Raw genomic sequence first — 21,194 nt, 5'->3', positions numbered from 1 at the left:
GCAGCGTCACGGCGTGGCGCGTTGGATTCTTTCCTAATCAGGAGGTCTGCCATGAAACAGAACTTGTCCCTGCTGGCGCTGGCGGCGGCGCTCGCGCTCGTGCCCGCGGCCAGCCAGGCCCAGACGACGATCATCAAGGCCGTGGCCAGCGGCCCGGCGGAAAGCCCGCCGAACGGCTCGCCCGGCTCGAGCGTCGCCAGCTTCGAGATCGACGGCAACCTGATGCGTGCCGAGGTGCCCTTTCGCGACCTGCTGGGCACCGTCGTGGCCGCCCACATCCACTGCTGCACCACCGCCGCCTTCACCGGCACCGCTCCGATCGCCCTGCCCTTCGACGACTTCCCGACCGGGGTGACCAACGGCCTGTATTCGCAAGCCTTCGATCTGACCGATGCCTCGATCTACGCGCCGGATTTCCTGGCCGCATTCGGCGGCACGCCGGCTGCGGCCAGCACGGCGCTGATCGATGCCATCACCGCGAATACGGTTTACCTGAACATCCATACGACCGAGTTTCCGGCCGGCGAAATCCGCGGCTTCCTGGTGGCGGCGCCGATTCCGGAACCGGCGACCTGGGGCATGCTCGGGCTGGGGCTGGCGGGGATGGGGCTGATGGCGCGGCGCCGCGCCGGGGTGCGCTAACGCGCGCCGCGCTCGTCCAGCAGGCGCGACCAGGCGGGGATCGCCGCCGCCCAGAAGGCGGCGAGCGAGTCCGGCCGCTCCAGGGGCAGGCCCAGGAAACGCGCGGCGGCGAGCAAGGCCTGGACCGCCGCCGTTTCGTCCCCAGGCAGCACGGCCAGCGCGCCGGTCTGCTTCGACAGCTTTTCGCCGTGCTCGTTGCGCACGACCGGCACGTGAAGGTAGCGCGGCGTCGGCACGCCCAATACGCGCTGCAGGTAGATCTGGCGCGCCGTCGAATCGATCAGATCAAAGCCGCGTACGATGTCGGTCACGCCCTGCTCGGCGTCGTCGACCACCACCGCCAGCTGGTAGGCCCAATAGCCGTCGGCGCGCTTGAGAACGAAGTCGCCCGACTCGCTCGCCAGGTGCTGGGTCATCGGGCCGGCGAAGCGGTCGACGAAGGAGATCGCGTCCGCGCCGGGCTCGGGCACGCGCAGGCGCAGGCTGCGCATGCCGCGTCCGGGCGCGAGGCCATGGCGGCAGGTGCCCGGATAGATGGCCGCGCCGTCGGGCGCAACGCCCAGGCGCGAATCGAGGATCTCGCGGCGATTGCAGCCGCAGGGGTAGGCATGCGCACCGAGGCGCTCGGCCGCCGCCGCGTAGAGGGCTTTGCGGCGGCTCTGCCACACCACTTCGCGATCCGAGTGCATGCCGAGCGAATCGAGCAGCGCGAGGATGGCCCCATCCGCGCCGGGGACGCTACGGCCTTCGTCGATGTCCTCGATGCGCACCAGCCACTCGCCCCCATGGGCACGTGCGTCGAGATAGCTGGCCACGGCCGCGACCAGCGAACCGGCGTGCAGCGGGCCGGTGGGGGATGGCGCAAAACGGCCGATGTAGGTGGTGCTCACGGTGTTACAGGTAGAGCGTGTGAAAAATCGTCAGGGCAAGGCGCATCGCCGCAGACAGTACGGGCTACGGCAAGGCGATGCAACGCCGCCATGGCGATTTTTTCACACGCTCGTAGAGTGGAACGGGGCCACACGATACCACAGGGCCTATCTAGGGCCGCCCTTCCAGCCATCCTTCTCCTCGAAATCGCGAATCAGGCGTGTCACCTGGCTGCCGACCTCGTTCGGCACCGCCATCGACAGCTGGTAGTGAACGATCTCGAAGCTGTCGCCCTTGCGGCGCATGACGCCGCTGGCCTGGCAGATGCCCATCTGCGTGTCGAGCAGCTCGTCGAACCAGATGACCGACCGGTCGTCCGAAAAATACACGTTGCGGCGCAGCGTCTTGAAGGCCCAGGCCGACTTGCGCTTGAAATGGGGCTTGGCCCATGCCTTGAACTCGTCGCGGCGCCAGCGCTCGCTCTTGTCGGTGCCGATATAGATGCCGTCCTTGGCGATCTTGTCGAAATAGGCCGGACGCGCATGCGCGGCGTCGCTATGCCAGCGGTCGACGAAGGCGTTCACCTGCTTCTTCAGCACAGGATCGGCGTGCGCCACGAGGGCGCACAGCAGCAGCGAGCAGGCGAGCAACAAACGTTTCATGAGTGTGCTGAATGTTGACTGGAAAATCACATTCTACACAGCCATATGTAACCAAGTGTTCAAATTGCCAAACATTTACAATTGAGGTATACATTTGGCAACATCACATTTTCCAGCCGCCATGCGCTCACTCCTGTTCTGCGTGCTCAGTTTGCCTCTCCTGGCCCATGCAGCGCCGGAAGCGGCGGCGCCCGCGCAACCGGAGGAGGCGGCGCCGGCCACGAAGCTGGCGCTACAGCTTCCTCTCCGTCATCGGCTGGACAAGGACACGATCCGCGCCGCGATCGCCGCCGCGCCGGCAGACACCGAGCGCACCCGTCGGCGAGACGGCCAGATCCTGAGCGCCACGCCCTACGAAGGCTTCGCCCGGGATTTCGCAGGTGCACGCCTGCCCGACTGCCTGCATGCCGACGGTCTGCGCAATCAACCCACCTTTTTCCTGAACGGCGTACTCGCCCTGCCCTTCATCGCCGTGGCCAAGCTGCGCGGCGTCTGCCGCTGAATCGCCCGCTCAGCGGTGCAGCTCGCCGGCCCGCTCCGGCTGGTAGACGATCTCGCGCACGGTGACGTCGAAGCGCGCGCCGTCCGGCCGCGTCCAGTCGATGCTGTCGCCCACCTTCAGTCCCAGCAGCGCGCTGCCGACGGGCGTCAGTACCGACAGCTTGTCGGGCGCGCCGTCGACATCCTTCGGGTAGGCCAGCAGCATGTCGAATTCCCGGGGCGCGTCATCGAGCACGAAGCGCACGCGCGAATTCATGGTGACGACATCCTGCGGCATGTCGTGGGGCTCGACCAGCTCGGCGCGCGCCAGTTCGTCCAGCAGGGTCGCGCGCACGCCGGCCTGGGCGGCGGGCAGCGAATCGAGCAGGTCTTCAAGGCGCTCCATGTCGAGCGAGGAAACGACGATCGGTGGTCTCATGATGTACTCCATGTGTGGCCGCATGGTGCGGCCGGCAAAAGGGAAATCCTCCGCGCGCTGCGGAAGAAGGTCGATGCGGTGGAGGAGGCTCGGGAGGACGGATGGCGCGAGGCCGGCCGAAATCCTCACCGAGCCCGATAGAGCCAGGCGAGATCTCGCACGCACGCCGGCGGCGTGCAGACGAACGGCACGGACGAACGACGACCTCCCTCGTTCAGGGGCGAACCACAAAGCTGCAGGCAGTAGCTCGATGAATTCATAATGAAGGTCGCAAACCAATAATCGTAGGGGGGGCTCTCCGAAGAAGAGCCGTCATGGCGGCCATTGGCCCCCATGACCCCACGCGGTACACAACTTGCATACCGCAAAGCCGTCAACGGCCAAACCTCAGTATAGCCACATCACCCCATTCGTCAACCACACGACGGTTAACGAAAAAAGCGGGCCGTAGCCCGCTTCTTCATCAAACCGCCTAAACGGTATTAACGCTTGTCCAGCGACGGCACATCGCGCACCGGCGAACCGATGAACAGCTGACGTGGACGGCCGATCTTCTGCTCCGGATCGGCGATCATCTCGTTCCACTGGGCGATCCAGCCGATGGTGCGGGCCATGGCGAAGATACCGGTGAACAGCGAGACCGGGATGCCCAGAGCCGACTGCACGATGCCCGAGTAGAAGTCGACGTTCGGGTACAGCTTGCGCGAGACGAAGTATTCGTCTTCCAGCGCGATGCGTTCCAGTTCCATCGCCAGCTTGAACAGCGGGTCTTCCTGCAGGCCCAGCTCTTCCAGCACTTCGTGGCAGGTTTCGCGCATCAGCTTGGCGCGCGGGTCGAAGTTCTTGTAGACGCGGTGACCGAAGCCCATCAGCTTGACGCCCGAGTTCTTGTCCTTGACCTTGGCGATGAAAGCCGGGATGTTCTCGACCGAGCCGATTTCCTTCAGCATGGTGAGCGCGGCTTCGTTGGCGCCGCCGTGGGCAGGGCCCCACAGGCAGGCGATACCGGCAGCGATACAGGCGAACGGGTTCGCGCCCGACGAGCCGGCCAGGCGGACGGTCGAGGTCGAGGCGTTCTGCTCGTGGTCGGCGTGCAGGATCAGGATGCGGTCGAGGGCGCGCACCAGCACGTCGTTGACCTTGTACTCTTCGCACGGGTTGGCGAACATCATGTGCATGAAGTTGGCGCTGTACGACAGGTCGTTGCGTGGGTACATGAACGGCTGGCCGATCGAGTACTTGTAGGCCATCGCGACCAGGGTCGGCAGCTTGGCGATCAGGCGAATCGCCGAGATTTCGCGCTGCTTGGCGTCGTTGATGTCGAGCGAGTCGTGGTAGAACGAGGCCAGGGCGCCGACGGTACCGACCAGCACCGACATCGGGTGCGCGTCACGGCGGAAACCACGGAAGAAGAAATTCATCTGCTCGTGGATCATCGTGTGCTTGGTCACGGTGTCGCTGAAGGTTGCCTTCTGCTCGGCGTTCGGCAGTTCGCCGTTCAGCAGCAGGTAGCAGGTTTCCAGGAAGTCGCAGTTCTCGGCCAGCTGTTCGATCGGGTAGCCGCGGTACAGCAGTTCGCCCTTGTCGCCGTCGATGTAGGTGATGCTCGAGTTACATGCCGCGGTCGACATGAAGCCCGGGTCGTAGGTGAACTTGCCGGTCTGGCCGTACAGCTTGCGGATGTCGATGACGTCCGGGCCGATCGTGCCCTTGTAGATCGGCATGTCGACCGATGGGCTGCCGTCGGAGAACGACAGGGTGGCTTTGGTATCAGAGATATTCATGGCACTTCCTTCTTGGGAGTGGATCTTAAAATAGTAAAACGAAACCGGTGTCTCGCTCACGCTTGACGCAGGCGCGCCAGCAAGGCGTGCACGTGCGGCAGGTCGACTTCGCCTTCGGGCTCGGCGCGTGCCAGCAGCAGATCCATCAGCGGATTGTCCGCCAGGTCGAGCAAGCGGGTCAGCGCATCGACCTCGTCATCGCTCAGATCCGCCTCGTGCGCATCGAGGAAGCGCGTGAGGATCAGGTCGTTTTCGAGCAGTCCACGGCGTGCACGCCAGCGCAGGCGGGCACGGTTGGCGGGGTCGGATTGATGCGTCACTCTAGAGTCCGTTGTTGGGTCAACACTATACTCCGGCTGCCCGGAATGGGCAGTACCGTACTTCTACTGTATTTATTGCAATACTTTGGGCGCAATGCGGGGGAGGATATCCGAAATTGCGCTTGCATGCGGTGTACCACGTGGGCACGGGGCGCCCACCCTACAACTACGCGTCGCGATTGCTCGTACGCTTGTTGAAACGTCGGCCGTTGCGTAACGTAGGGTGGGCGCCCCGTGCCCACGCGTTCACGGCCAGCATGACTGCGCCAGCCGCGAACGACCAACTTAGATTGCGCGGCGAACCAGCAATTCCTTGATCTTGCCGATCGCCTTGTTCGGATTCAGGCCCTTCGGGCAGACGTCCGTGCAGTTCATGATCGAGTGGCAGCGGAACAGGCGGTACGGGTCTTCCAGGTTGTCCAGGCGCTCGTTGGTGGCTTCGTCGCGCGAGTCGGCGATGAAGCGGTAGGCCTGCAGCAGGCCGGCCGGGCCGACGAACTTGTCCGGATTCCACCAGAACGACGGGCATGAGGTCGAGCAGCAGGCGCACAGGATGCACTCGTACAGGCCGTCGAGCTCTTCGCGCTCTTCCGGCGACTGCAGGCGTTCTTTTTCCGGCTTGATCGAGTCGTTGATCAGGAACGGCTTGACCGAGTGGTACTGCTTGAAGAACTGGGTCATGTCGACGATCAGGTCGCGCACGACCGGCAGGCCCGGCAGCGGACGCAGCACGATCGGCTGGGTCAGTTCGTTCAGGTTGGTGGTGCAGGCGAGACCGTTCTTGCCATTGATGTTCATCGCGTCCGAACCGCAGACGCCTTCGCGGCACGAGCGGCGCAGGGCCAGCGAATCGTCGACGTCCGACTTGATGCGCTGCAGTGCGTCGAGCAGCATCTTGTCGGTGTCTTTCAGTTCGACGGTGACGTCTTGCATGTAAGGCTTCGAATCCTTGTCCGGATCGTAGCGGTAGATCTTCAGGTGGACTGTGCGTGCCATGTTTTACCTATGTTTTCTTGAGCCCGGGGCACTGCCCCGAACCGTAACAATATTTAGAAAGTACGGGCCTTCGGCTTGAAGGTCTCGACGGTCAGCGGCTTCTGGTTCACAGCCTTGTACTCGAGGCGGTTGCCTTCCGAATAGAACAGGGTGTGCTTCATCCAGTTGGCGTCGTCGCGCTGTTCGTAGTCGCTGTGCGCGTGGGCGCCGCGCGACTCTTTACGGGCCTGGGCCGAGACGATGGTCGCTTTCGCGGTTTCGATCAGGTTGTCCAGTTCGAGCGCTTCGACGCGCGCGGTGTTGAACACTTTCGACTTGTCCTTGAAGGCGACGTGCTTGCGGCGCTCGTCCAGCACCATGATCTCTTTCACGCCTTGCGTCAGCAGCGCGTCGGTACGGAACACGCCGCAGTACTTCTGCATCGTGGCGCGGATGTCGTTGGCGACGTCCTGCACTTTTTCCGAGCCGGTCGAGGTCTCGAGGCGGTTCAGGCGATCCATCGCGAAGTCGGCGGCGTCCTTCGGCAGCGGCTTGTTGGCCTGCTGCTTGAGGTTCGAGGCGACCACGTGATTGCCGGCGGCACGGCCGAAGACGACCAGGTCGAGCAGCGAGTTGGTGCCGAGGCGGTTGGCGCCGTGCACCGAGACGCAGGCGCATTCGCCGATGGCGTACAGGCCATTCACGACCTTCTGGCCGCCGTTGACGACGTCAGGCGTGACGACCTGGCCGTGGATGTTGGTCGGGATGCCGCCCATCTGGTAGTGAATCGTTGGCACGACCGGGATCGGTTCCTTGGTGGCGTCGACGTTGGCGAACTTGTGGCCGATTTCCAGGATCGAAGGCAGGCGCTTCTTGATGGTGTCGGCGCCGATGTGACGCAGATCCAGCAGGACGTGGTCCTTGTTCGGGCCGCAGCCGCGGCCTTCCTTGATTTCCTGGTCCATCGAACGCGAGACGAAGTCGCGCGGCGCCAGATCCTTCAGGGTCGGCGCATAGCGCTCCATGAAGCGTTCGCCGTTCGAGTTGATCAGGATACCGCCTTCGCCACGGACGCCTTCCGTAATCAGCACGCCCGCGCCGGACACGCCAGTCGGGTGGAACTGCCAGAATTCCATGTCCTGCAGCGGCAGGCCGGCGCGTGCCGCCATGCCCATGCCGTCGCCCGTGTTGATGAAGGCGTTGGTCGATGCGGCGAAGATACGGCCTGCGCCGCCGGTGGCGAAGATGGTGGTCTTCGCTTCCAGGATCATCACGTCGCCGGTTTCCATTTCCAGTGCCACCACGCCGACGACGTCGCCTTCGGCATTGCGCACCAGGTCGAGGGCCATCCACTCGACGAAGAAGTGGGTACGGGCGCGCACGTTACGCTGGTACAGCGTGTGCAGCAGTGCGTGGCCGGTACGGTCGGCCGCGGCGCAGGCGCGCTGCACCGGCTTTTCGCCGAAGTTGGCGGTGTGGCCGCCGAACGGGCGCTGGTAAATCGTGCCGTCCGGGTTGCGGTCGAAGGGCATGCCGAAGTGTTCGAGCTCGTAGACGACCTTCGGTGCTTCACGGCACATGAATTCGATCGCATCCTGGTCGCCCAGGTAGTCGCCGCCCTTGACGGTGTCGAACATGTGCCAGTACCAGTCGTCCTCGCTCATGTTGCCGAGCGAGGCGCCGATACCGCCCTGCGCCGCGACGGTGTGCGAGCGGGTCGGGAAGACTTTCGACAGCACGGCGACGTTCAGGCCGGCTTCAGCCAGCTGCAGCGAGGCGCGCATGCCGGAACCGCCGGCGCCGACGATGACCGCGTCGAAGCGGCGGGAAGGGATTGCAGTTTTAATTGCTGCCACGATTACACACTCCAGAGAATTTGCACAGTCCAGGCGGCGCAGGCCAGCAGCCAGAGCACGGTAGCGAACTGCAAGGCCAGCTTGATACCGGCGTTTTTGACGTAGTCCATCCAGATGTCACGGACGCCGACCCAGACGTGGTAGTACAGGCCGAGGAAGGTCACGAGGGAGAAGAGCTTGAACCACTGGCGCGAGAACAGCGACGCCCAGCCTTCGTAAGTGAAATTTTGTGCAGTCAGGAAGGTGCCCAACAAGATCAGGGTGTACACCACCATCAGGATGGCGGTCACGCGCTGCGCCAGCCAGTCGCGCACACCATAGTGGGCGCCGACGACGAGGCGGCGCTGGCCGATATTATTCTTGCTTGCCATAATTAGAATACTCCGAACAGTTTCAGGCCACAGAGGGCGGTCAAAACCAGGCTGATGACCAGCACCCAGCGTGCGGTCTTCTGGGCGGCGTCCTTGTCCAGGGCCATGTGATTGTCCATGAACAGGTGGCGGATACCGGCGGTGAAATGGTGCGCGTAGGCCCAGATCAGTCCCAGCAGGATGATCTTGGTGAAGGCGTTGTCGACGATGCCGCCGAAGTGGTAATACGAGATTTCCGAACGCAGGCTTTCCTGCAGCAGGTAGAGCAGGAACGGCAGCATCAGGAACAGGACGAACCCGCTGATGCGGTGCAGGATCGATACGATCGCCGACGGCGGCTGGCGATACTTCAACGTGATGTCCGTAATGTGGATATTACGGATCGGCTGTCCTCTCTTTTGCTGCTTTGTTATCGCTTCGGACATACAACACCTCCCTTGACTGACAAAATGTGATTAACCCTTAATTTTCGCCGATTTTTTGCGTTGCACCAAGACGCGATCCCAGAATATTCGTGGGTCAAACGTGGAACCGGATATTGTTCGGCGCTTTCTTCTCAACAACATATTTTATACGCATAGCAGCGAACCTGCAGCGGGCGGCGCAAGAACCGCCGGCCACGGCCCGTGCGTCCTTACGACAACTCGTTCTGGTAATGATGCTGCGCCGTCAAATACAGCCCGCGCCGCAGCTCCACCGGCCGGTCGCCATAGGTAAATGAGACCCGGTCGGCGCAGAGCAATGGCGTTCCCTCAACAACATGCAAATAATGCGCGGCCGCGGCGTCGGCCCCGACGGCGCGGATCTTTTCCGTGGCGCGGATCATGCGCGTGCCGAACTCGGATTCGAACAGCCCGTACATCGGCCCCTTGTACTCGACCAGGCGCTCGGCCGTCAGTCCCTTGAACACCTGCCCTGGCAGCCACAGCTCTTCCAGAATCGTCGGCGCGCCGTCGAAGGACATCACGCGCTTGATGTACACGACCGCGTCGCCGGATTTCAGTTCGAGCAGGCGCGTCACCTCGGCCGGCGCACGGATGCGCTTGACTTCGATGATGCGGTTGTCGGGATGGTGGGGAACGCCCTCGTCGGGCATCAGCTTGAGGAAGCGGAAGTGCGCGCGCTCTTCGTGGTGGGTGGCGACGAAGGTACCCTTCCCTTGCCGGCGCACGACCAGGTTCTCGGCCGCCAGCTCGTCGATGGCCTTGCGTACCGTGCCCTGGCTGACCTTGAAGCGCGCGGCGAGTTCGACCTCGCTCGGCATCAGCTCGCCCGGTTTCCACTCCCCCGATTGCAGGCTCTGCGTGATCAGCCCCTTGATCTGCTGATACAGCGGCCGGAACGACGGCGAGGCAGTGCTGCCTGGCGCTTCGCCGGAAGGGTTGGTCGGGACGGAATTCATAGACCACGATTTCACCACAAAAGCCCCCCTTCCGTCCAGTGTACACCCGGCAACATATGTGTCTTATATAAGACATATGATATGGATTGACGGGACGACAAGCGAGGACTACACTCGCGGTCGATCGGGCGTCCGTGCGGGCCGCGCGCCGCGCGCAAAGACAGATTGGCGCGCAGTTGCTCGCTATGGCTTTCTACCGGACACCCCCAGGATCCATGTCCGTTTTGGTATCATTGCAGTTTCCCTAAACAGGCGTATCCTCGGCTTCGACCGTTTTCATTCCCACTTTTGGAGATTCATCATGGCTAAAACCCCAATGCGTGTTGCCGTTACCGGCGCCGCCGGCCAGATCGGCTACTCGCTGCTGTTCCGCATCGCTAACGGCGACATGCTGGGCAAAGACCAGCCGGTCATCCTGCAGCTGCTCGAGATCGACAACGAAAAAGCACAGAAGGCCCTGAAGGGCGTTATGATGGAAATCGACGACTGCGCCTTCCCGCTGCTGGCCGGCATGACCGCGCACAGCGATCCGATGACCGCCTTCAAGGATGTCGAGTTCGCCCTGCTGGTCGGCGCACGTCCACGTGGCCCAGGCATGGAACGCAAGGATCTGCTGGAAGCCAACGCCCAGATCTTCACCGTGCAGGGCAAGGCGCTCGACGCCGTCGCTGCGCGCAACGTCAAAGTCCTGGTCGTCGGCAACCCTGCCAACACCAACGCCTACATCGCCATGAAATCGGCGCCTAACCTGCCGGCGAAGAACTTCACCGCCATGCTGCGCCTGGACCACAACCGCGCCCTGTCGCAAGTTGCCGCCAAGCTGGGCAAGCCGGTCGGTTCGATCGAGAAGATGGCCGTCTGGGGCAACCACTCGCCGACGATGTACGCCGACTACCGCTTCGCCACCATCGACGGCCAGTCGGTCAAGGAAGCGATCAACGACGACGTCTGGAACCGCGACACCTTCCTGCCGACCGTCGGCAAGCGCGGCGCCGCCATCATCGACGCACGCGGCGCCTCGTCGGCCGCTTCGGCCGCCAACGCCGCCATCGACCACATGCACGACTGGCACCTGGGCACGGGCGGCAAGTGGACCACGATGGGCATCCCATCGGACGGTTCGTACGGCATCCCTGAAGGCACCATGTTCGGCTTCCCGGTCACCGTCGAAAACGGCGAGTACAAGATCGTGCAAGGCCTGGAGATCGACGAATTCTCGCAAGAGCGCATCAACCTGACGCTCAAGGAACTGACCGAAGAGCGCGAAGGCGTGGCGCACCTGCTGGCCTAAGCCCGAGGTGTAAGCGTAAAGTCGGCGAACATGGATCCGGCCAAGCCGCCCCTTCGCCGCACCCGCCGTGTTGCCGCAAGCGACACGGCGGTTTCTTCGTCCGCATCCGCCATTTCCGCCCCATCCGTACCGGCACCGACTGAACCGACCATGCACCCTTCCGAGGTTTTATTCCAGGGCAAACGCCAGCCGCTCCTGCTTCCCGCCTGCGATCATTATTGCGGCTCGGAGAAGCTGATGCGCAAGTCGATGGCCCTGCAACAAGAGCTTGGCCCCGTCTTCGACATTACCTTCGACTGCGAGGACGGCGCCGCCGCCGGCAACGAAGCCGCGCACGCCCAGCTGGTGGCCGCGCTCCTGACCAGCGAAGACAACCGCTTCAACCGCATCGGCGTGCGCCTGCACGACATCGACAGCCCGCATTTCGTGGGCGACGTGGTCGCCATCGTCGGCGCGGCGGCGTCGAAGCTGGCTTATGTCGTACTGCCGAAACCGAACGGCATCGAGGACGTGCGGCGCGCCCTGGAAATCATCAACCGCGTCGCCGTGCCGAACGGCCGTCCGGCTTTGCCGGTGCACGTGCTGATCGAAACCCACGGCGCCCTGCACGATGCCTACGAGATCGCCGCCCTGCCCCAGGTCGAATGCCTGTCCTTCGGCATCATGGACTTCGTCTCTTCGCACTTCGGTGCGATCCCGGCCGCCGCGATGCGCACTCCCGGACAGTTTACGCACCCATTAGTTGTCCGCGCCAAGCTGGAGATGGTTGCGGCATGTCATGCGCACGGCAAGGTGGCCTCGCATAATGTGACGACCGAGATCAAAGACAGCGCGATTGTGGCAAACGATGCACAACGCGCCGGCGCCGAATTCGGTTTTACGCGCATGTGGAGCATCCACCCAGACCAGATCAAACCGATCGTCAAGGCGTTTACGCCCCGTCTGTCGGAAGTAAACGAAGCCACCAACATTTTGCAGGAAGCGATGGCGGTGAACTGGGGACCGATCGCTCAGCATGGGCGCTTGCACGACCGCGCCAGCTACCGATATTATTGGACCGTTTTGCAGCGCGCGAAGCTGGCCGGCCTGGTGCTGCCCGAAGCCGCGGCGGCAATCGTCAACCCAACGGAACTCCACTAATGTCCTCCTCCCCCAAACACCTGTTCGCCGCCGGCGCTTTCGCGCTCGCGGCCCTCGGCCTGTGCAACGCTTCCGCGTTCGCGGCTCCCGAGAAAAACCACCCGAAAGCCGAAGACGTCCTGAAGGCCAAGAAATCCTCGTCGAAGTCGAAGACGAAGAAGGCCGCCGCCGGCGCCACCGCCGCTGCCGCCACCACCGCGGCCGCCGACGACGCCTGGGCGCCGAAGGACGAGGCCGAGCCGGACATCACCGACACCAAGGTCACCGAGTACGCTTGCGAACTCAACAACAAGGTCACGATCTACACCAACGAAGGCGACGATTCGCACATCGCCTTGCGCTGGAAGAAGCGCCTGCACCGCATGGAACGGGTCGGCACGACCACCGGCGCCATGCGCTTCGAGAACACCAATTTCCGCCTGATCTGGATCGGCATCCCGTCGAAGGGCATCCTGCTCGACTCGCGCCTGAACCGCCAGCTGGCCAATGAATGCAAGAATGCCGAGCAAAGCAAGCCACTCGTGGCTGCCGTGTCGGAAGAAAAGAAAGGCTGACGCCCGCGTCAGCACCTATAGAGCGTGTGAAAAAAGCCTCCGGGGACAGCCACGGAGGGGTTTTTTCACACGCGACATGCAATAACAAGAGACCCCACTGAAGGAGAGCTTATGTCTCGCAACACCCTGAACACGCTGAAGGATTTCCCGCTGAGCGCGGGCCAGTCCGGCCAGTTCTATTCGCTGCCGGCGCTGGGCGAAAGCCTGGGCGTGAACCTGTCGCGCCTGCCGGTGTCGATCCGTATCGTCCTCGAATCCGTGCTGCGTAACTGCGACGGCAAGAAGGTCACCGAAGAGCACGTCCGCCAGGTCGCCAACTGGGCCGCGACCGCCGAGCGCACCGACGAGATTCCTTTCGTCGTGGCCCGCGTCGTGCTGCAGGATTTCACCGGCGTGCCGCTGCTGGCCGACCTGGCCGCGATGCGCAACGTCGCCGCCAAGACCGGCGCCGATCCGAAGAAGATCGAGCCGCTGGTGCCGGTCGACCTGGTCGTCGACCACTCGGTCACCATCGACCACTTCCGCGAGCCGGGCGCGCTCGACCTGAACATGAAACTGGAATTCCAGCGCAACAACGAGCGCTACCAGTTCATGAAGTGGGGCATGCAGGCCTTCGACACCTTCGGCGTCGTGCCACCGGGCTTCGGCATCGTCCACCAGGTCAACCTCGAGTACCTGGCGCGCGGCGTCATGAAGCAAGGCGAGACCTACTACCCTGACACCCTGGTCGGCACCGACTCGCACACCACCATGATCAACGGCGTCGGCGTCGTCGGCTGGGGCGTGGGCGGCATCGAAGCCGAAGCCGGCATGCTGGGCCAGCCGGTCTATTTCCTGACCCCGGACGTCATCGGCGTCAACCTGACCGGCAAGCTGCGCGAAGGCTGCACCGCGACCGACCTGGTGCTGACCATCACCGAACTGTTGCGCAAGGAAAAAGTCGTCGGCAAGTTCGTCGAGTTCTTCGGCGAAGGCACCCGTTCGCTGTCGACCACCGACCGCGCGACCATCGCCAACATGGCGCCGGAATACGGCGCGACCATGGGCTTCTTCCCAGTGGACGAAGCAACCGTCGACTACTTCCGCGGCACCGGCCGTACCGAAGAAGAAATCGCCGCCTTCGAGAACTACTATAAGGCGCAAGGCATGTTCGGTATTCCGCAAGCCGGCGAAATCGACTACACCCGCGTCGTCTCGCTCGATCTGTCGACCGTGACCCCATCGCTGGCCGGCCCGAAGCGTCCGCAAGACCGTATCGAACTGGGCAACGTGAAGAACAACTTCACCGAACTGTTCAGCAAGCCGACCACCGAGAACGGCTTCAACAAGGCGCCTGAAGACCTGTCGAAGGTCTACGAGACGACCAACGGCGTGCGCGTGAAGAACGGCGACGTCCTGATCGCCGCCATCACCTCGTGCACCAACACGTCGAACCCGAGCGTGTTGCTGGCCGCCGGCCTGCTGGCCAAGAAAGCCGTCGAGCGCGGCCTGACCGTCGCCCCGCACATCAAGTCCTCGCTGGCTCCTGGCTCGCGCGTCGTCACCGAGTACCTGACCGCCGCCGGCCTGCTGCCTTACCTGGAAAAGCTGGGCTTCGGCGTGACCGCCTACGGCTGCACCACCTGCATCGGCAACGCCGGCGACCTGACCCCGGAACTGAACGCCGCGATTGTCCAGAACGACATCGTCGCCTCGGCCGTCCTGTCGGGCAACCGTAACTTCGAAGCACGTATCCACCCGAACATCCGTTCGAACTTCCTGGCCTCGCCACCGCTGGTCGTCGCTTACGCGATCGCCGGCAACATGACGAAGGATCTGATGAGCGAGCCGGTCGGCAAGGACACCAACGGTGTCGACGTCTACCTGGGCGACATCTGGCCGTCGAGCCAGGAAGTGGGCGAGCTGATGCGCTTCGCGATGAACTCGGACGTGTTCAAGAAGAACTATGCCGACGTCAAGGGCAACCCGGGCGAACTGTGGGAGCGCGTCTCCAGCACCGAAGGCCAAGTGTACAACTGGCCTGAGTCGACCTACATCGCCGAGCCGCCGTTCTTCGCCGACTTCGAGATGACCCCGAAGGCAGCCGCTACCGGCATCCAGGGCGCGCGCGCACTGGGCGTGTTCGGCGACTCGATCACGACCGACCACATCTCGCCAGCCGGCTCCATCAAGGAAGACGGCCCGGCAGGCAAGTGGCTGAAGGATCACGGCGTGCTGAAAGCCGACTTCAACTCCTACGGCTCGCGCCGCGGCAACCACGAGATCATGATGCGCGGCACCTTCGCCAACGTGCGCATCAAGAACAAGATGATCCCGGCCAAGCCTGACGGTTCCGCGGTCGAAGGCGGCATCACGATTCACCAGCCGACCGGCGAACAGATGTCGATCTACGACGCGGCCATGAAGTACGTGGCCGAAGGCACCCCGACCATGGTGTTCGGCGGCGAAGAGTACGGCACCGGCTCCTCGCGCGACTGGGCAGCCAAGGGCACCCAGCTGCTGGGCGTGAAGGCGGTCGTCGTGCGTTCGTACGAGCGCATCCACCGCTCGAACCTGGTCGGCATGGGCGTGCTGCCGCTGCAATTCATCGGCACCGACAGCGTCGAAACGCTCGGCATCACCGGCAAGGAAACCTTCGACCTGAAGGGCCTGGAAGGCGAGATCAAGCCGCAACAGCTGGCCACCCTGGTGATCCACCGCGAAAACGGCGAATCGCAGGAAGTGCAAGTGCTGCTGCGTATCGACACCCCGATCGAAGTCGATTACTACAAGCATGGCGGCATCCTGCCGTTCGTGCTGCGCCAGCTGCTGGCTGCGTAATTGTCTCCGGCCCGCTGCAAGGCGGGCTGTGGATGACAAAAGGGCTGGAACCTCGATGGGTTCCAGCCCTTTTCTTTTGTAGCGTGGGCGGGGGAAATCAGTCCAGTGGACTGATTCCCGGCCCACGCGTTCAAGGCACGGTCGAACACCACAATCCGACGCTCAGCATACATACCAGATTTTGCTTGCTCATTCGTCAATAATCCGGAGAATGGACACAAACAACATAGGGGGTGCTATGCGGTCGAAAGCTACTGTAATGGTGACGCTGGTCATGGCCGCGATCCTGGGCGTGCAGCACGTCAACGGCGGCGTGCCGGCGCACCACCTGCTGGCCGACCCAAGCCTGCCGGTGCTGTCGAACTGGTGGGGCCTGCTGACCCTGCCCCTGCTGGCCTGGTTCCTGCTCGGCCGCATCGAACGCCGGCGCAAGGCCAATCCGCTCGCCGCCCATGGCGATTTCGCCGCCTTCACCGGCGCGCTGGTGTTCGGCGCCGTGCTCTCGCTGCTGTTCACGGCCGGCCAGAGCAGCGCGACCGAGACCATGGTGCTGTCCCTGGGCCTGCTCGCCGTGTTCTACCCGATCCACCGCGCCGCCTGCGTGCTGGGCTTCGTGATCGGCATGACCTGGACCTTCGGGGCGGTGCTGCCGATGATCGCGGCGGCCATCTTCGCGGCGGCGGGTGCGGCGATCTGGTACGGCGTGCGCTTCGTCTATGCGCGGGCGCTGGTGCTGCGGCGCTGATCTTCCGTCACGTATCGACGCGTGGACGGCAAAGCCGTCCACCCTACATCGAGCGCATACCGTAGGGGTGGTCGAGGCCAATGGCCTCGACCACGGTTCGACCGGGCGCCCCGTGCCCACGCGCTTACCTACACCTCCGCCCACATCCTGAGCAGGTTGTGATAATGCCCGGTTAGCCCGACCGTCGCATCCGACTCCCCATGCGCGGCGCGCAGCTTCTGGATATTGGTGTCCAGTTCGAACAGCAGCGCGCGCTTGCCGTCGTCGCGCACCATGCTTTGCGTCCAGAGGAAGGAGGCGATGCGTTCGCCGCTCGTTACCGGCAGCACCTGGTGCACGCTGCCCGACGGATAGACGATGGCGTCGCCGGCCGGCAGCTTGACCTCGTGGGTGCCGTAGGCGTCGACCACGACCAGTTCCCCGCCCTCGTATTCGTCCGGCTCGCTCAGGAACACCGTGGTCGAGACGTCGGCGCGGATTGCCGGCAGGCCGGGACGCTGGGCGCGGATCGCGCCGTCGACGTGCAGGCCGTAGTGCTCGCCGCCGCCGTAGCTGTTGAAGTAAGGCGGCAGGATGCGCAGCGGCAGCACGCTGGAGAAGAATAGCGGGTGCGCCATCAGGGCCGCGCTCACCATCTGGCCGAGTTCGACCGCGAGCGGCGAGCCTTCAGCCAGCTGGCGGTTGCGCTTCACCTGCGCGCCCTGGGCGCCGACGCTGGCGCGGCCGTCGATCCAGTCGGTGCTTGCCAAGCGCGCGCGCATCTGCGTCACCTGCTCCGCGTTCAGTACGCCCGGGATATGGAGCATCATGCTGTGATTTCCTTTGCCGAAAATAACACGACCCTCCCCGCTTCAAGCAAGGAGGGCCGCGCGTGACAGGTGAGAACCAGTGTCGAGAAGTTAGAACTTCAGGTTCGCGGTCAGGCTAGCCGAACGGCCTGCGCCGACGCCGGCGTAGTGCGGCGAGGAGACGCGGTCGAAGTAGAGCTTGTCGCCCAGGTTCTGGATGTTCAGCTGCAGCGAGATGTTCTTGTTCAGGTTGTAGCTGGCCATCGCGTCGAAGCGGGTATAGCCCGGCGCGTACTTCGTGTTGTTGACGTTGGCGTAGACCTTGCCGACGTGGTTCAGGCCGATGCCGGCACTGAAGTCCTTGTTGAACGCATACGAGGTCCAGAGCGAGGCGCTGTGCTCCGGCGTGGTCGGGAACACGTTGCCGTTGTACGGCGAGACGACGTAGACCGGTGCCGCCGCGGTGCCGGCGTTGATGTAGCCGTTGTCCGCCAGCACGCCGTCCAGCCAGGTATAGCCGCCGAACACTTGCCATGCATTGGTCAACTTGCCCGAGAAGCCGAGCTCGACGCCTTTCAGTTCCTTGCGGCCGACGTTTTGCGTGGTGCCGTCCGGCGCGGTGACGCGGGCGTTGTTCATCTCGCTCCTGAACACGGCGGCGTTCAGCGACAGGCGGCTATTCAGGACTTCCCACTTGGTGCCGAGTTCGAAATTCTTGCTTTCCTGCGGCTGCAGGTTCTGCACGGCGACCGTCAGCGCATCGAAGCCGTCGCCGCCGTCGTTGCCCGGCGGGGTGGCCGAGGTGGCGTACGAGACATATACGCTGCCGTTCGCGCTCGGCTTGTAGACCAGGCCGGCCTGGTAGGTGTCGAAGCTGGTGTCGACGCGGGCGCGGGTGGCGGGCGTGGTGCCGTTCGCCGCCGTGTCGAGCGCGGTCTTGAACTCGTCCCAGCGCGCGCCCAGGTTCAGCATCAGCTGCGGGTTGAACTCGATGGTGTCGAAGGCGTAGATGGCGCGGGTATTGGTCTTGACCTTCGTCTGCGCCGGCGACACGCTGCGGGTGTAGACCCACGGATCGTACGGGTTCGGGTTGTTGACCGTGGTGCAGTTGTACAGGGTCGCCGCACCCGAGGTCGGGCAGGTGAAGGTATTGGTCAGCGGGTTATTCGTGCCCGGCGCGAACAGGTAAGACGAGCGCTCGGTCGACTCGCGGCTGATCTCGACGCCGACGTTGTAGCTGTGCTTGATCGAACCCGTGGTCAGCTTGCCCGTCAGGCTGGTCGCGTTGGCCATCGTCTCGGTGTCGGTGACGCGGGTGTTGGCGCGGCGCCAGACGGTGCCGTACAGCAGCACGTTGCCCTTCGAATCGTCAGGCTGCGTCCAGACGAAGTCGTTGGTCGACTTGCCGTAGCGCGTGACGTTGCGCAGCACCAGGTCGTTGCCGAAGTCGTGGCGCAGGTCGATCGTGCCGATATCGGTCTCGGTGTCGCGGAAGTCGCGGTTCGCCAGGCCGTAGAAGGTTTCGCGCGCGACATTGAGCGGCGTGCCGTTGCCGTTGCGGGCGACGTTCGGGCCGCTGGAGAACGGGTTGTTGAACGGGATGCCGGTGTCCGGAATCTCACTCGACTCCATGTGGTAGTAGCTGAGGATGGCTTTCGTCGGGCCGCTCATGCCGAAGGTGACGGTCGGCGCGATGCCCCAGCGGTCGCCGCCGATGACGTCGCGGCCGGCCACGTTCGCCTCGTGCGCCATCACGTTCAGGCGGAAGGCGGCATTGTTGCCCAGGGTGCGGTTGATGTCGCCGGTGACGCGGCGGTATTTGTCGGTGCCGAGGCCGACGGTGGCGTTGTTGAAGTTTTCCAGCTGCGCCGACTTACTCACCAGGTTGATGCCGCCGCCTGCCGAGGAACGCCCGCCGTAGGCCGAATTCGGGCCTTTCACGACTTCGACCTGTTCCAGGTTGAAGATTTCGCGCGATTGCGAACCCGAGTCGCGGATGCCATCGACATAGGTATCGGTCTGGGCGTTGTAGCCGCGGATGAAGACGTTGTCGCCGACCGGATTGCCGCCCTCGCCTGCGCCGATGGTGATGCCCGGCACGGTGCGCAGCGCGTCGGTCAGCGTGACGGCCGCCGTCTGCGAGATGACTTCCTGCGGAATGACGGTGACAGCCTTCGGGGTGTCGAGCAGCGGCGCAGTGAACTTGTCCGAGCTGGAGGCGATCGGCGCCTGCACGTCGCGGCGCGCGGCGCCCGAGACTTCGACCTTCGGGATCGTCGGATCGATGTCCTTGTTGGCCTCGGCCTGGGCCAGGGGCGAGACCAGGGTGGCCAGCACTGCCAATGCAGAACCCGTGAGGCAAGGCGCGGCGGCGCGCGTGTGCTTGCGGCTACGGATGAAGGAACTTGCGGTTGGCGCTGCTGGGCTTGCGGTCTTGGTCATAATCGCCTGGCGAAATCGGAGAAGTAATGAGAACGATTCGCATTATGATTTCTATTGATGAATTTGGCAAGTCATCATTACGGATACGAATGAGAAGTAGGCCGGGTTTGTGCTGTAGCAAGCCAGAGCGTGGGCTTCGCACTACATTGAATCCGGAGCAGCACCTAGCCCTTGTGTTCATGGCATGTAGCCGAATCAACTACAATACCGGGGATAAGGGTTTATCATGACCCCTCGCACCTCGAGCCTTCCCTTTCGATCATCACCATTACAAGAGACTCTCCAGCGCCATGCGTCGTCCTTCCAAAGATTCATCCAACAAACTTTCCGCAGAAAGCCAGCGTCTCTCCAGCATCGCCCAAGCCATCGTGCAATCCGCCAGCCGCGTCGAAGAGCGAACCTGGGAGCGCCAACTGGATGCGCAGCTGCAGAAACTGCTCAAGACCAATCATCAGGAAAGCATCGACGCCGCACTCAACGCCCTGTTCAAGGACGACCTCGCGGCCTACGATGTGCTGATGGATGGCGTCGAGGCGGTCAGCGAATCGTCGACGATGGTCGAGCAGGCCAACGACGGCGCCGAAGTCGCCTGGCAAGCCCTGCTGGTGGCCGCGCCGATCCTGGCCTGGACGCGCTTCTCGATCGGCTCGGGCACGATTCCCGCCGAGCTGCTGACCACGCTCTCGGCCCACTTCTCGGCCCACCTCCTGGCCGAGGGCACGCAGATGGCCATGGCGCCGACCCTGTACGCGATCGACCAATTGCCGCGCACCCATGCCGAAACCTATGGCCTGACCCACAAGCTGGCGCAGGCCGCGCACAAGGGCACGAGCGTCAAGCCGGCCGTGCGTACGCCGGAAACGGCGCCCTTCCTGGCCGACACGCGCTACCTGCTGGTGGCCCTCGTCGCCCCGGCCGGCGCGCCGCTGTTCCGCTGGCAGGAGCCGCAGCACCAGGTCGATTTCGAAAAGGAACGCAACAACGCCCTCGCCGCCTGGCGCGAGCAGGCCACGGCGAATGTCGCGCGCTTGCTGCCGGGCTGCGGCGTCGAGTTGCTGCTGCCGGAAGCGTATTACGTCGCCTGCCGCGAAGCCGACAAGGCGATCCGCCCGATCTCGATCCGCGCCGCCGTCCACTACCTGACCAATACCCTGGATCTGGAGGCCTCCGACCTGCGCGCCGTGATCGCCGGCTTCGGCGAGGAAGCGGCCGACGGCCAGATCGACGAATACCGCGTCGGCTTTACCTTGCGCCAGAGCGCCGAAGTCGTCTACGGCATCGTTTGGCCGCTGTACGGCCAGGAAGACGAGGAAGGCACGCCAATGGAAGGCCCCGCCGGCCTGCTGCCGGCCCCGCTGACCCCGATCAACGAGATCATCGCCCACCTGAACGAAGCCGGCGTCACCCACGTCAAACGCATCAACGAGGTGTATGTCGCCGAATACTGCGACGACTGCGGCTCGCCCCTGTTCGCCGACCCGACCGGCGAATTGGTGCATGCCGAGATGCCGGAAGATACGCCGGCGGGTACCGAGCACTTCCACTGATCGATTAGTTTCGACGCATGAAAAACGGCGCCTGATAGGCGCCGTTTTTCATGAAGATGATTGATG

20 protein-coding genes are annotated in these 21,194 nt (G+C 63.7%); 8 read left to right on the top strand and 12 right to left on the bottom strand.

The features are described from left to right. Positions 1–51 precede the first annotated feature (51 nt). A complete protein-coding gene (locus ASF77_RS01075; protein ID WP_056333109.1) occupies positions 52–642 on the top strand; it encodes a CHRD domain-containing protein in 591 nt (196 codons plus the stop codon). Here the strand turns inward: ASF77_RS01075 and gluQRS are convergent. Continuing rightward, the gene (gene gluQRS / locus ASF77_RS01070; protein ID WP_056333105.1) at positions 639–1,532 is read right to left on the bottom strand and encodes a tRNA glutamyl-Q(34) synthetase GluQRS; all 894 of its coding nucleotides are present in this window, start codon (positions 1,530–1,532) and stop codon (positions 639–641) included. The genes ASF77_RS01075 and gluQRS overlap by 4 nt on opposite strands. 147 nt (positions 1,533–1,679) lie before the next feature. After that, the gene (locus ASF77_RS01065; protein WP_056333100.1) at positions 1,680–2,174 is read right to left on the bottom strand and encodes a nuclear transport factor 2 family protein; all 495 of its coding nucleotides are present in this window, start codon (positions 2,172–2,174) and stop codon (positions 1,680–1,682) included. Positions 2,175–2,295: 121 nt separating this feature from the next. On the opposite strand from ASF77_RS01065, the gene ASF77_RS01060 reads away from it, so the two are divergent. Next, complete coding sequence (locus ASF77_RS01060) at positions 2,296–2,676, top strand: hypothetical protein (protein WP_056333097.1); 381 nt, start codon at positions 2,296–2,298, stop codon at positions 2,674–2,676. 9 nt (positions 2,677–2,685) lie between these two features. Here the strand turns inward: ASF77_RS01060 and rnk are convergent, their stop codons facing one another. From rnk to ASF77_RS01020, 8 genes are all read right to left on the bottom strand, one after another. Continuing rightward, positions 2,686–3,093 (bottom strand): nucleoside diphosphate kinase regulator, encoded by a 408-nt coding sequence (rnk, locus tag ASF77_RS01055; protein WP_056336153.1) that lies wholly within the window; start codon positions 3,091–3,093, stop codon positions 2,686–2,688. Between the two features lie 482 nt (positions 3,094–3,575). After that, the gene (gene gltA / locus ASF77_RS01050) at positions 3,576–4,877 is read right to left on the bottom strand and encodes a citrate synthase (RefSeq protein ID WP_056333092.1); all 1,302 of its coding nucleotides are present in this window, start codon (positions 4,875–4,877) and stop codon (positions 3,576–3,578) included. Positions 4,878–4,933: 56 nt separating this feature from the next. Continuing rightward, a complete protein-coding gene (locus tag ASF77_RS01045) occupies positions 4,934–5,197 on the bottom strand; it encodes a succinate dehydrogenase assembly factor 2 (protein ID WP_056333088.1) in 264 nt (87 codons plus the stop codon). A 285-nt stretch (positions 5,198–5,482) separates the two neighbouring features. Beyond that, a complete protein-coding gene (locus tag ASF77_RS01040; RefSeq protein WP_056333085.1) occupies positions 5,483–6,193 on the bottom strand; it encodes a succinate dehydrogenase iron-sulfur subunit in 711 nt (236 codons plus the stop codon). A gap of 53 nt (positions 6,194–6,246) precedes the next feature. Then, the gene (gene sdhA / locus ASF77_RS01035) at positions 6,247–8,028 is read right to left on the bottom strand and encodes a succinate dehydrogenase flavoprotein subunit (RefSeq protein ID WP_056333084.1); all 1,782 of its coding nucleotides are present in this window, start codon (positions 8,026–8,028) and stop codon (positions 6,247–6,249) included. Positions 8,029–8,030: 2 nt separating this feature from the next. Beyond that, the gene (sdhD, locus tag ASF77_RS01030) at positions 8,031–8,399 is read right to left on the bottom strand and encodes a succinate dehydrogenase, hydrophobic membrane anchor protein (RefSeq protein WP_056333081.1); all 369 of its coding nucleotides are present in this window, start codon (positions 8,397–8,399) and stop codon (positions 8,031–8,033) included. A gap of 2 nt (positions 8,400–8,401) precedes the next feature. Next, positions 8,402–8,824, bottom strand: coding sequence for a succinate dehydrogenase, cytochrome b556 subunit (gene sdhC / locus ASF77_RS01025; RefSeq protein WP_056333078.1), 423 nt, complete (start codon positions 8,822–8,824; stop codon positions 8,402–8,404). A gap of 209 nt (positions 8,825–9,033) precedes the next feature. Then, positions 9,034–9,801, bottom strand: coding sequence for a GntR family transcriptional regulator (locus ASF77_RS01020; protein ID WP_056333075.1), 768 nt, complete (start codon positions 9,799–9,801; stop codon positions 9,034–9,036). A 301-nt stretch (positions 9,802–10,102) separates the two neighbouring features. Here ASF77_RS01020 and ASF77_RS01015 point away from each other — a divergent pair, with 301 nt between their 5' ends. The 5 genes from ASF77_RS01015 (at position 10,103) to ASF77_RS00995 (ending at position 16,351) form a co-directional block, all read left to right on the top strand. Further along, complete coding sequence (locus ASF77_RS01015; RefSeq protein ID WP_056333072.1) at positions 10,103–11,092, top strand: malate dehydrogenase; 990 nt, start codon at positions 10,103–10,105, stop codon at positions 11,090–11,092. 150 nt (positions 11,093–11,242) lie between these two features. Then, positions 11,243–12,232 carry a CoA ester lyase gene (locus tag ASF77_RS01010; protein ID WP_056333069.1) on the top strand — a complete coding sequence of 330 codons (990 nt, stop codon included), beginning with the start codon at positions 11,243–11,245 and terminating at the stop codon, positions 12,230–12,232. Continuing rightward, complete coding sequence (locus ASF77_RS01005) at positions 12,232–12,786, top strand: hypothetical protein (RefSeq protein WP_056333067.1); 555 nt, start codon at positions 12,232–12,234, stop codon at positions 12,784–12,786. The genes ASF77_RS01010 and ASF77_RS01005 overlap by 1 nt, the downstream gene beginning before the upstream one ends. 111 nt (positions 12,787–12,897) lie before the next feature. Continuing rightward, a complete protein-coding gene (gene acnA, locus ASF77_RS01000; RefSeq protein ID WP_056333065.1) occupies positions 12,898–15,606 on the top strand; it encodes an aconitate hydratase AcnA in 2,709 nt (902 codons plus the stop codon). Between the two features lie 259 nt (positions 15,607–15,865). Beyond that, a complete protein-coding gene (locus ASF77_RS00995) occupies positions 15,866–16,351 on the top strand; it encodes a hypothetical protein (RefSeq protein ID WP_056333062.1) in 486 nt (161 codons plus the stop codon). 128 nt (positions 16,352–16,479) lie between these two features. On the opposite strand, the gene ASF77_RS00990 is transcribed toward ASF77_RS00995, so the two are convergent. Both ASF77_RS00990 and ASF77_RS00985 read right to left on the bottom strand, forming a co-directional pair. Then, the gene (locus ASF77_RS00990) at positions 16,480–17,160 is read right to left on the bottom strand and encodes a Fe2+-dependent dioxygenase (protein ID WP_056333059.1); all 681 of its coding nucleotides are present in this window, start codon (positions 17,158–17,160) and stop codon (positions 16,480–16,482) included. Between the two features lie 90 nt (positions 17,161–17,250). Then, positions 17,251–19,581 carry a TonB-dependent siderophore receptor gene (locus ASF77_RS00985; RefSeq protein WP_056333056.1) on the bottom strand — a complete coding sequence of 777 codons (2,331 nt, stop codon included), beginning with the start codon at positions 19,579–19,581 and terminating at the stop codon, positions 17,251–17,253. Between the two features lie 290 nt (positions 19,582–19,871). Here ASF77_RS00985 and ASF77_RS00980 point away from each other — a divergent pair, with 290 nt between their 5' ends. After that, positions 19,872–21,128 carry a DUF2863 family protein gene (locus tag ASF77_RS00980; RefSeq protein ID WP_056333053.1) on the top strand — a complete coding sequence of 419 codons (1,257 nt, stop codon included), beginning with the start codon at positions 19,872–19,874 and terminating at the stop codon, positions 21,126–21,128. The last annotated feature ends 66 nt before the right edge of the window (positions 21,129–21,194 follow it).

This window comes from Massilia sp. Leaf139, from assembly GCF_001424165.1.
Lineage (GTDB): Bacteria > Pseudomonadota > Gammaproteobacteria > Burkholderiales > Burkholderiaceae_D > Telluria.
This window is presented reverse-complemented; position numbering and strand designations above follow the sequence as displayed.

What these genes read in the sequence shown, in the direction of transcription:
- ASF77_RS01075 (WP_056333109.1), top strand. Translation starts at nt 52, where the DNA reads ATGAAACAGAACTTGTCCCTGCTGGCGCTGGCGGCGGCGCTCGCGCTC.
- ASF77_RS01065 (WP_056333100.1), bottom strand. Translation starts at nt 2,174, where the DNA reads ATGAAACGTTTGTTGCTCGCCTGCTCGCTGCTGCTGTGCGCCCTCGTG.
- ASF77_RS01060 (WP_056333097.1), top strand. Translation starts at nt 2,296, where the DNA reads ATGCGCTCACTCCTGTTCTGCGTGCTCAGTTTGCCTCTCCTGGCCCAT.
- rnk (WP_056336153.1), bottom strand. Translation starts at nt 3,093, where the DNA reads ATGAGACCACCGATCGTCGTTTCCTCGCTCGACATGGAGCGCCTTGAA.
- gltA (WP_056333092.1), bottom strand. Translation starts at nt 4,877, where the DNA reads ATGAATATCTCTGATACCAAAGCCACCCTGTCGTTCTCCGACGGCAGC.
- ASF77_RS01040 (WP_056333085.1), bottom strand. Translation starts at nt 6,193, where the DNA reads ATGGCACGCACAGTCCACCTGAAGATCTACCGCTACGATCCGGACAAG.
- sdhD (WP_056333081.1), bottom strand. Translation starts at nt 8,399, where the DNA reads ATGGCAAGCAAGAATAATATCGGCCAGCGCCGCCTCGTCGTCGGCGCC.
- sdhC (WP_056333078.1), bottom strand. Translation starts at nt 8,824, where the DNA reads ATGTCCGAAGCGATAACAAAGCAGCAAAAGAGAGGACAGCCGATCCGT.
- ASF77_RS01020 (WP_056333075.1), bottom strand. Translation starts at nt 9,801, where the DNA reads ATGAATTCCGTCCCGACCAACCCTTCCGGCGAAGCGCCAGGCAGCACT.
- ASF77_RS01015 (WP_056333072.1), top strand. Translation starts at nt 10,103, where the DNA reads ATGGCTAAAACCCCAATGCGTGTTGCCGTTACCGGCGCCGCCGGCCAG.
- ASF77_RS01010 (WP_056333069.1), top strand. Translation starts at nt 11,243, where the DNA reads ATGCACCCTTCCGAGGTTTTATTCCAGGGCAAACGCCAGCCGCTCCTG.
- ASF77_RS01005 (WP_056333067.1), top strand. Translation starts at nt 12,232, where the DNA reads ATGTCCTCCTCCCCCAAACACCTGTTCGCCGCCGGCGCTTTCGCGCTC.
- acnA (WP_056333065.1), top strand. Translation starts at nt 12,898, where the DNA reads ATGTCTCGCAACACCCTGAACACGCTGAAGGATTTCCCGCTGAGCGCG.
- ASF77_RS00995 (WP_056333062.1), top strand. Translation starts at nt 15,866, where the DNA reads ATGGTGACGCTGGTCATGGCCGCGATCCTGGGCGTGCAGCACGTCAAC.
- ASF77_RS00990 (WP_056333059.1), bottom strand. Translation starts at nt 17,160, where the DNA reads ATGATGCTCCATATCCCGGGCGTACTGAACGCGGAGCAGGTGACGCAG.
- ASF77_RS00985 (WP_056333056.1), bottom strand. Translation starts at nt 19,581, where the DNA reads ATGACCAAGACCGCAAGCCCAGCAGCGCCAACCGCAAGTTCCTTCATC.
- ASF77_RS00980 (WP_056333053.1), top strand. Translation starts at nt 19,872, where the DNA reads ATGCGTCGTCCTTCCAAAGATTCATCCAACAAACTTTCCGCAGAAAGC.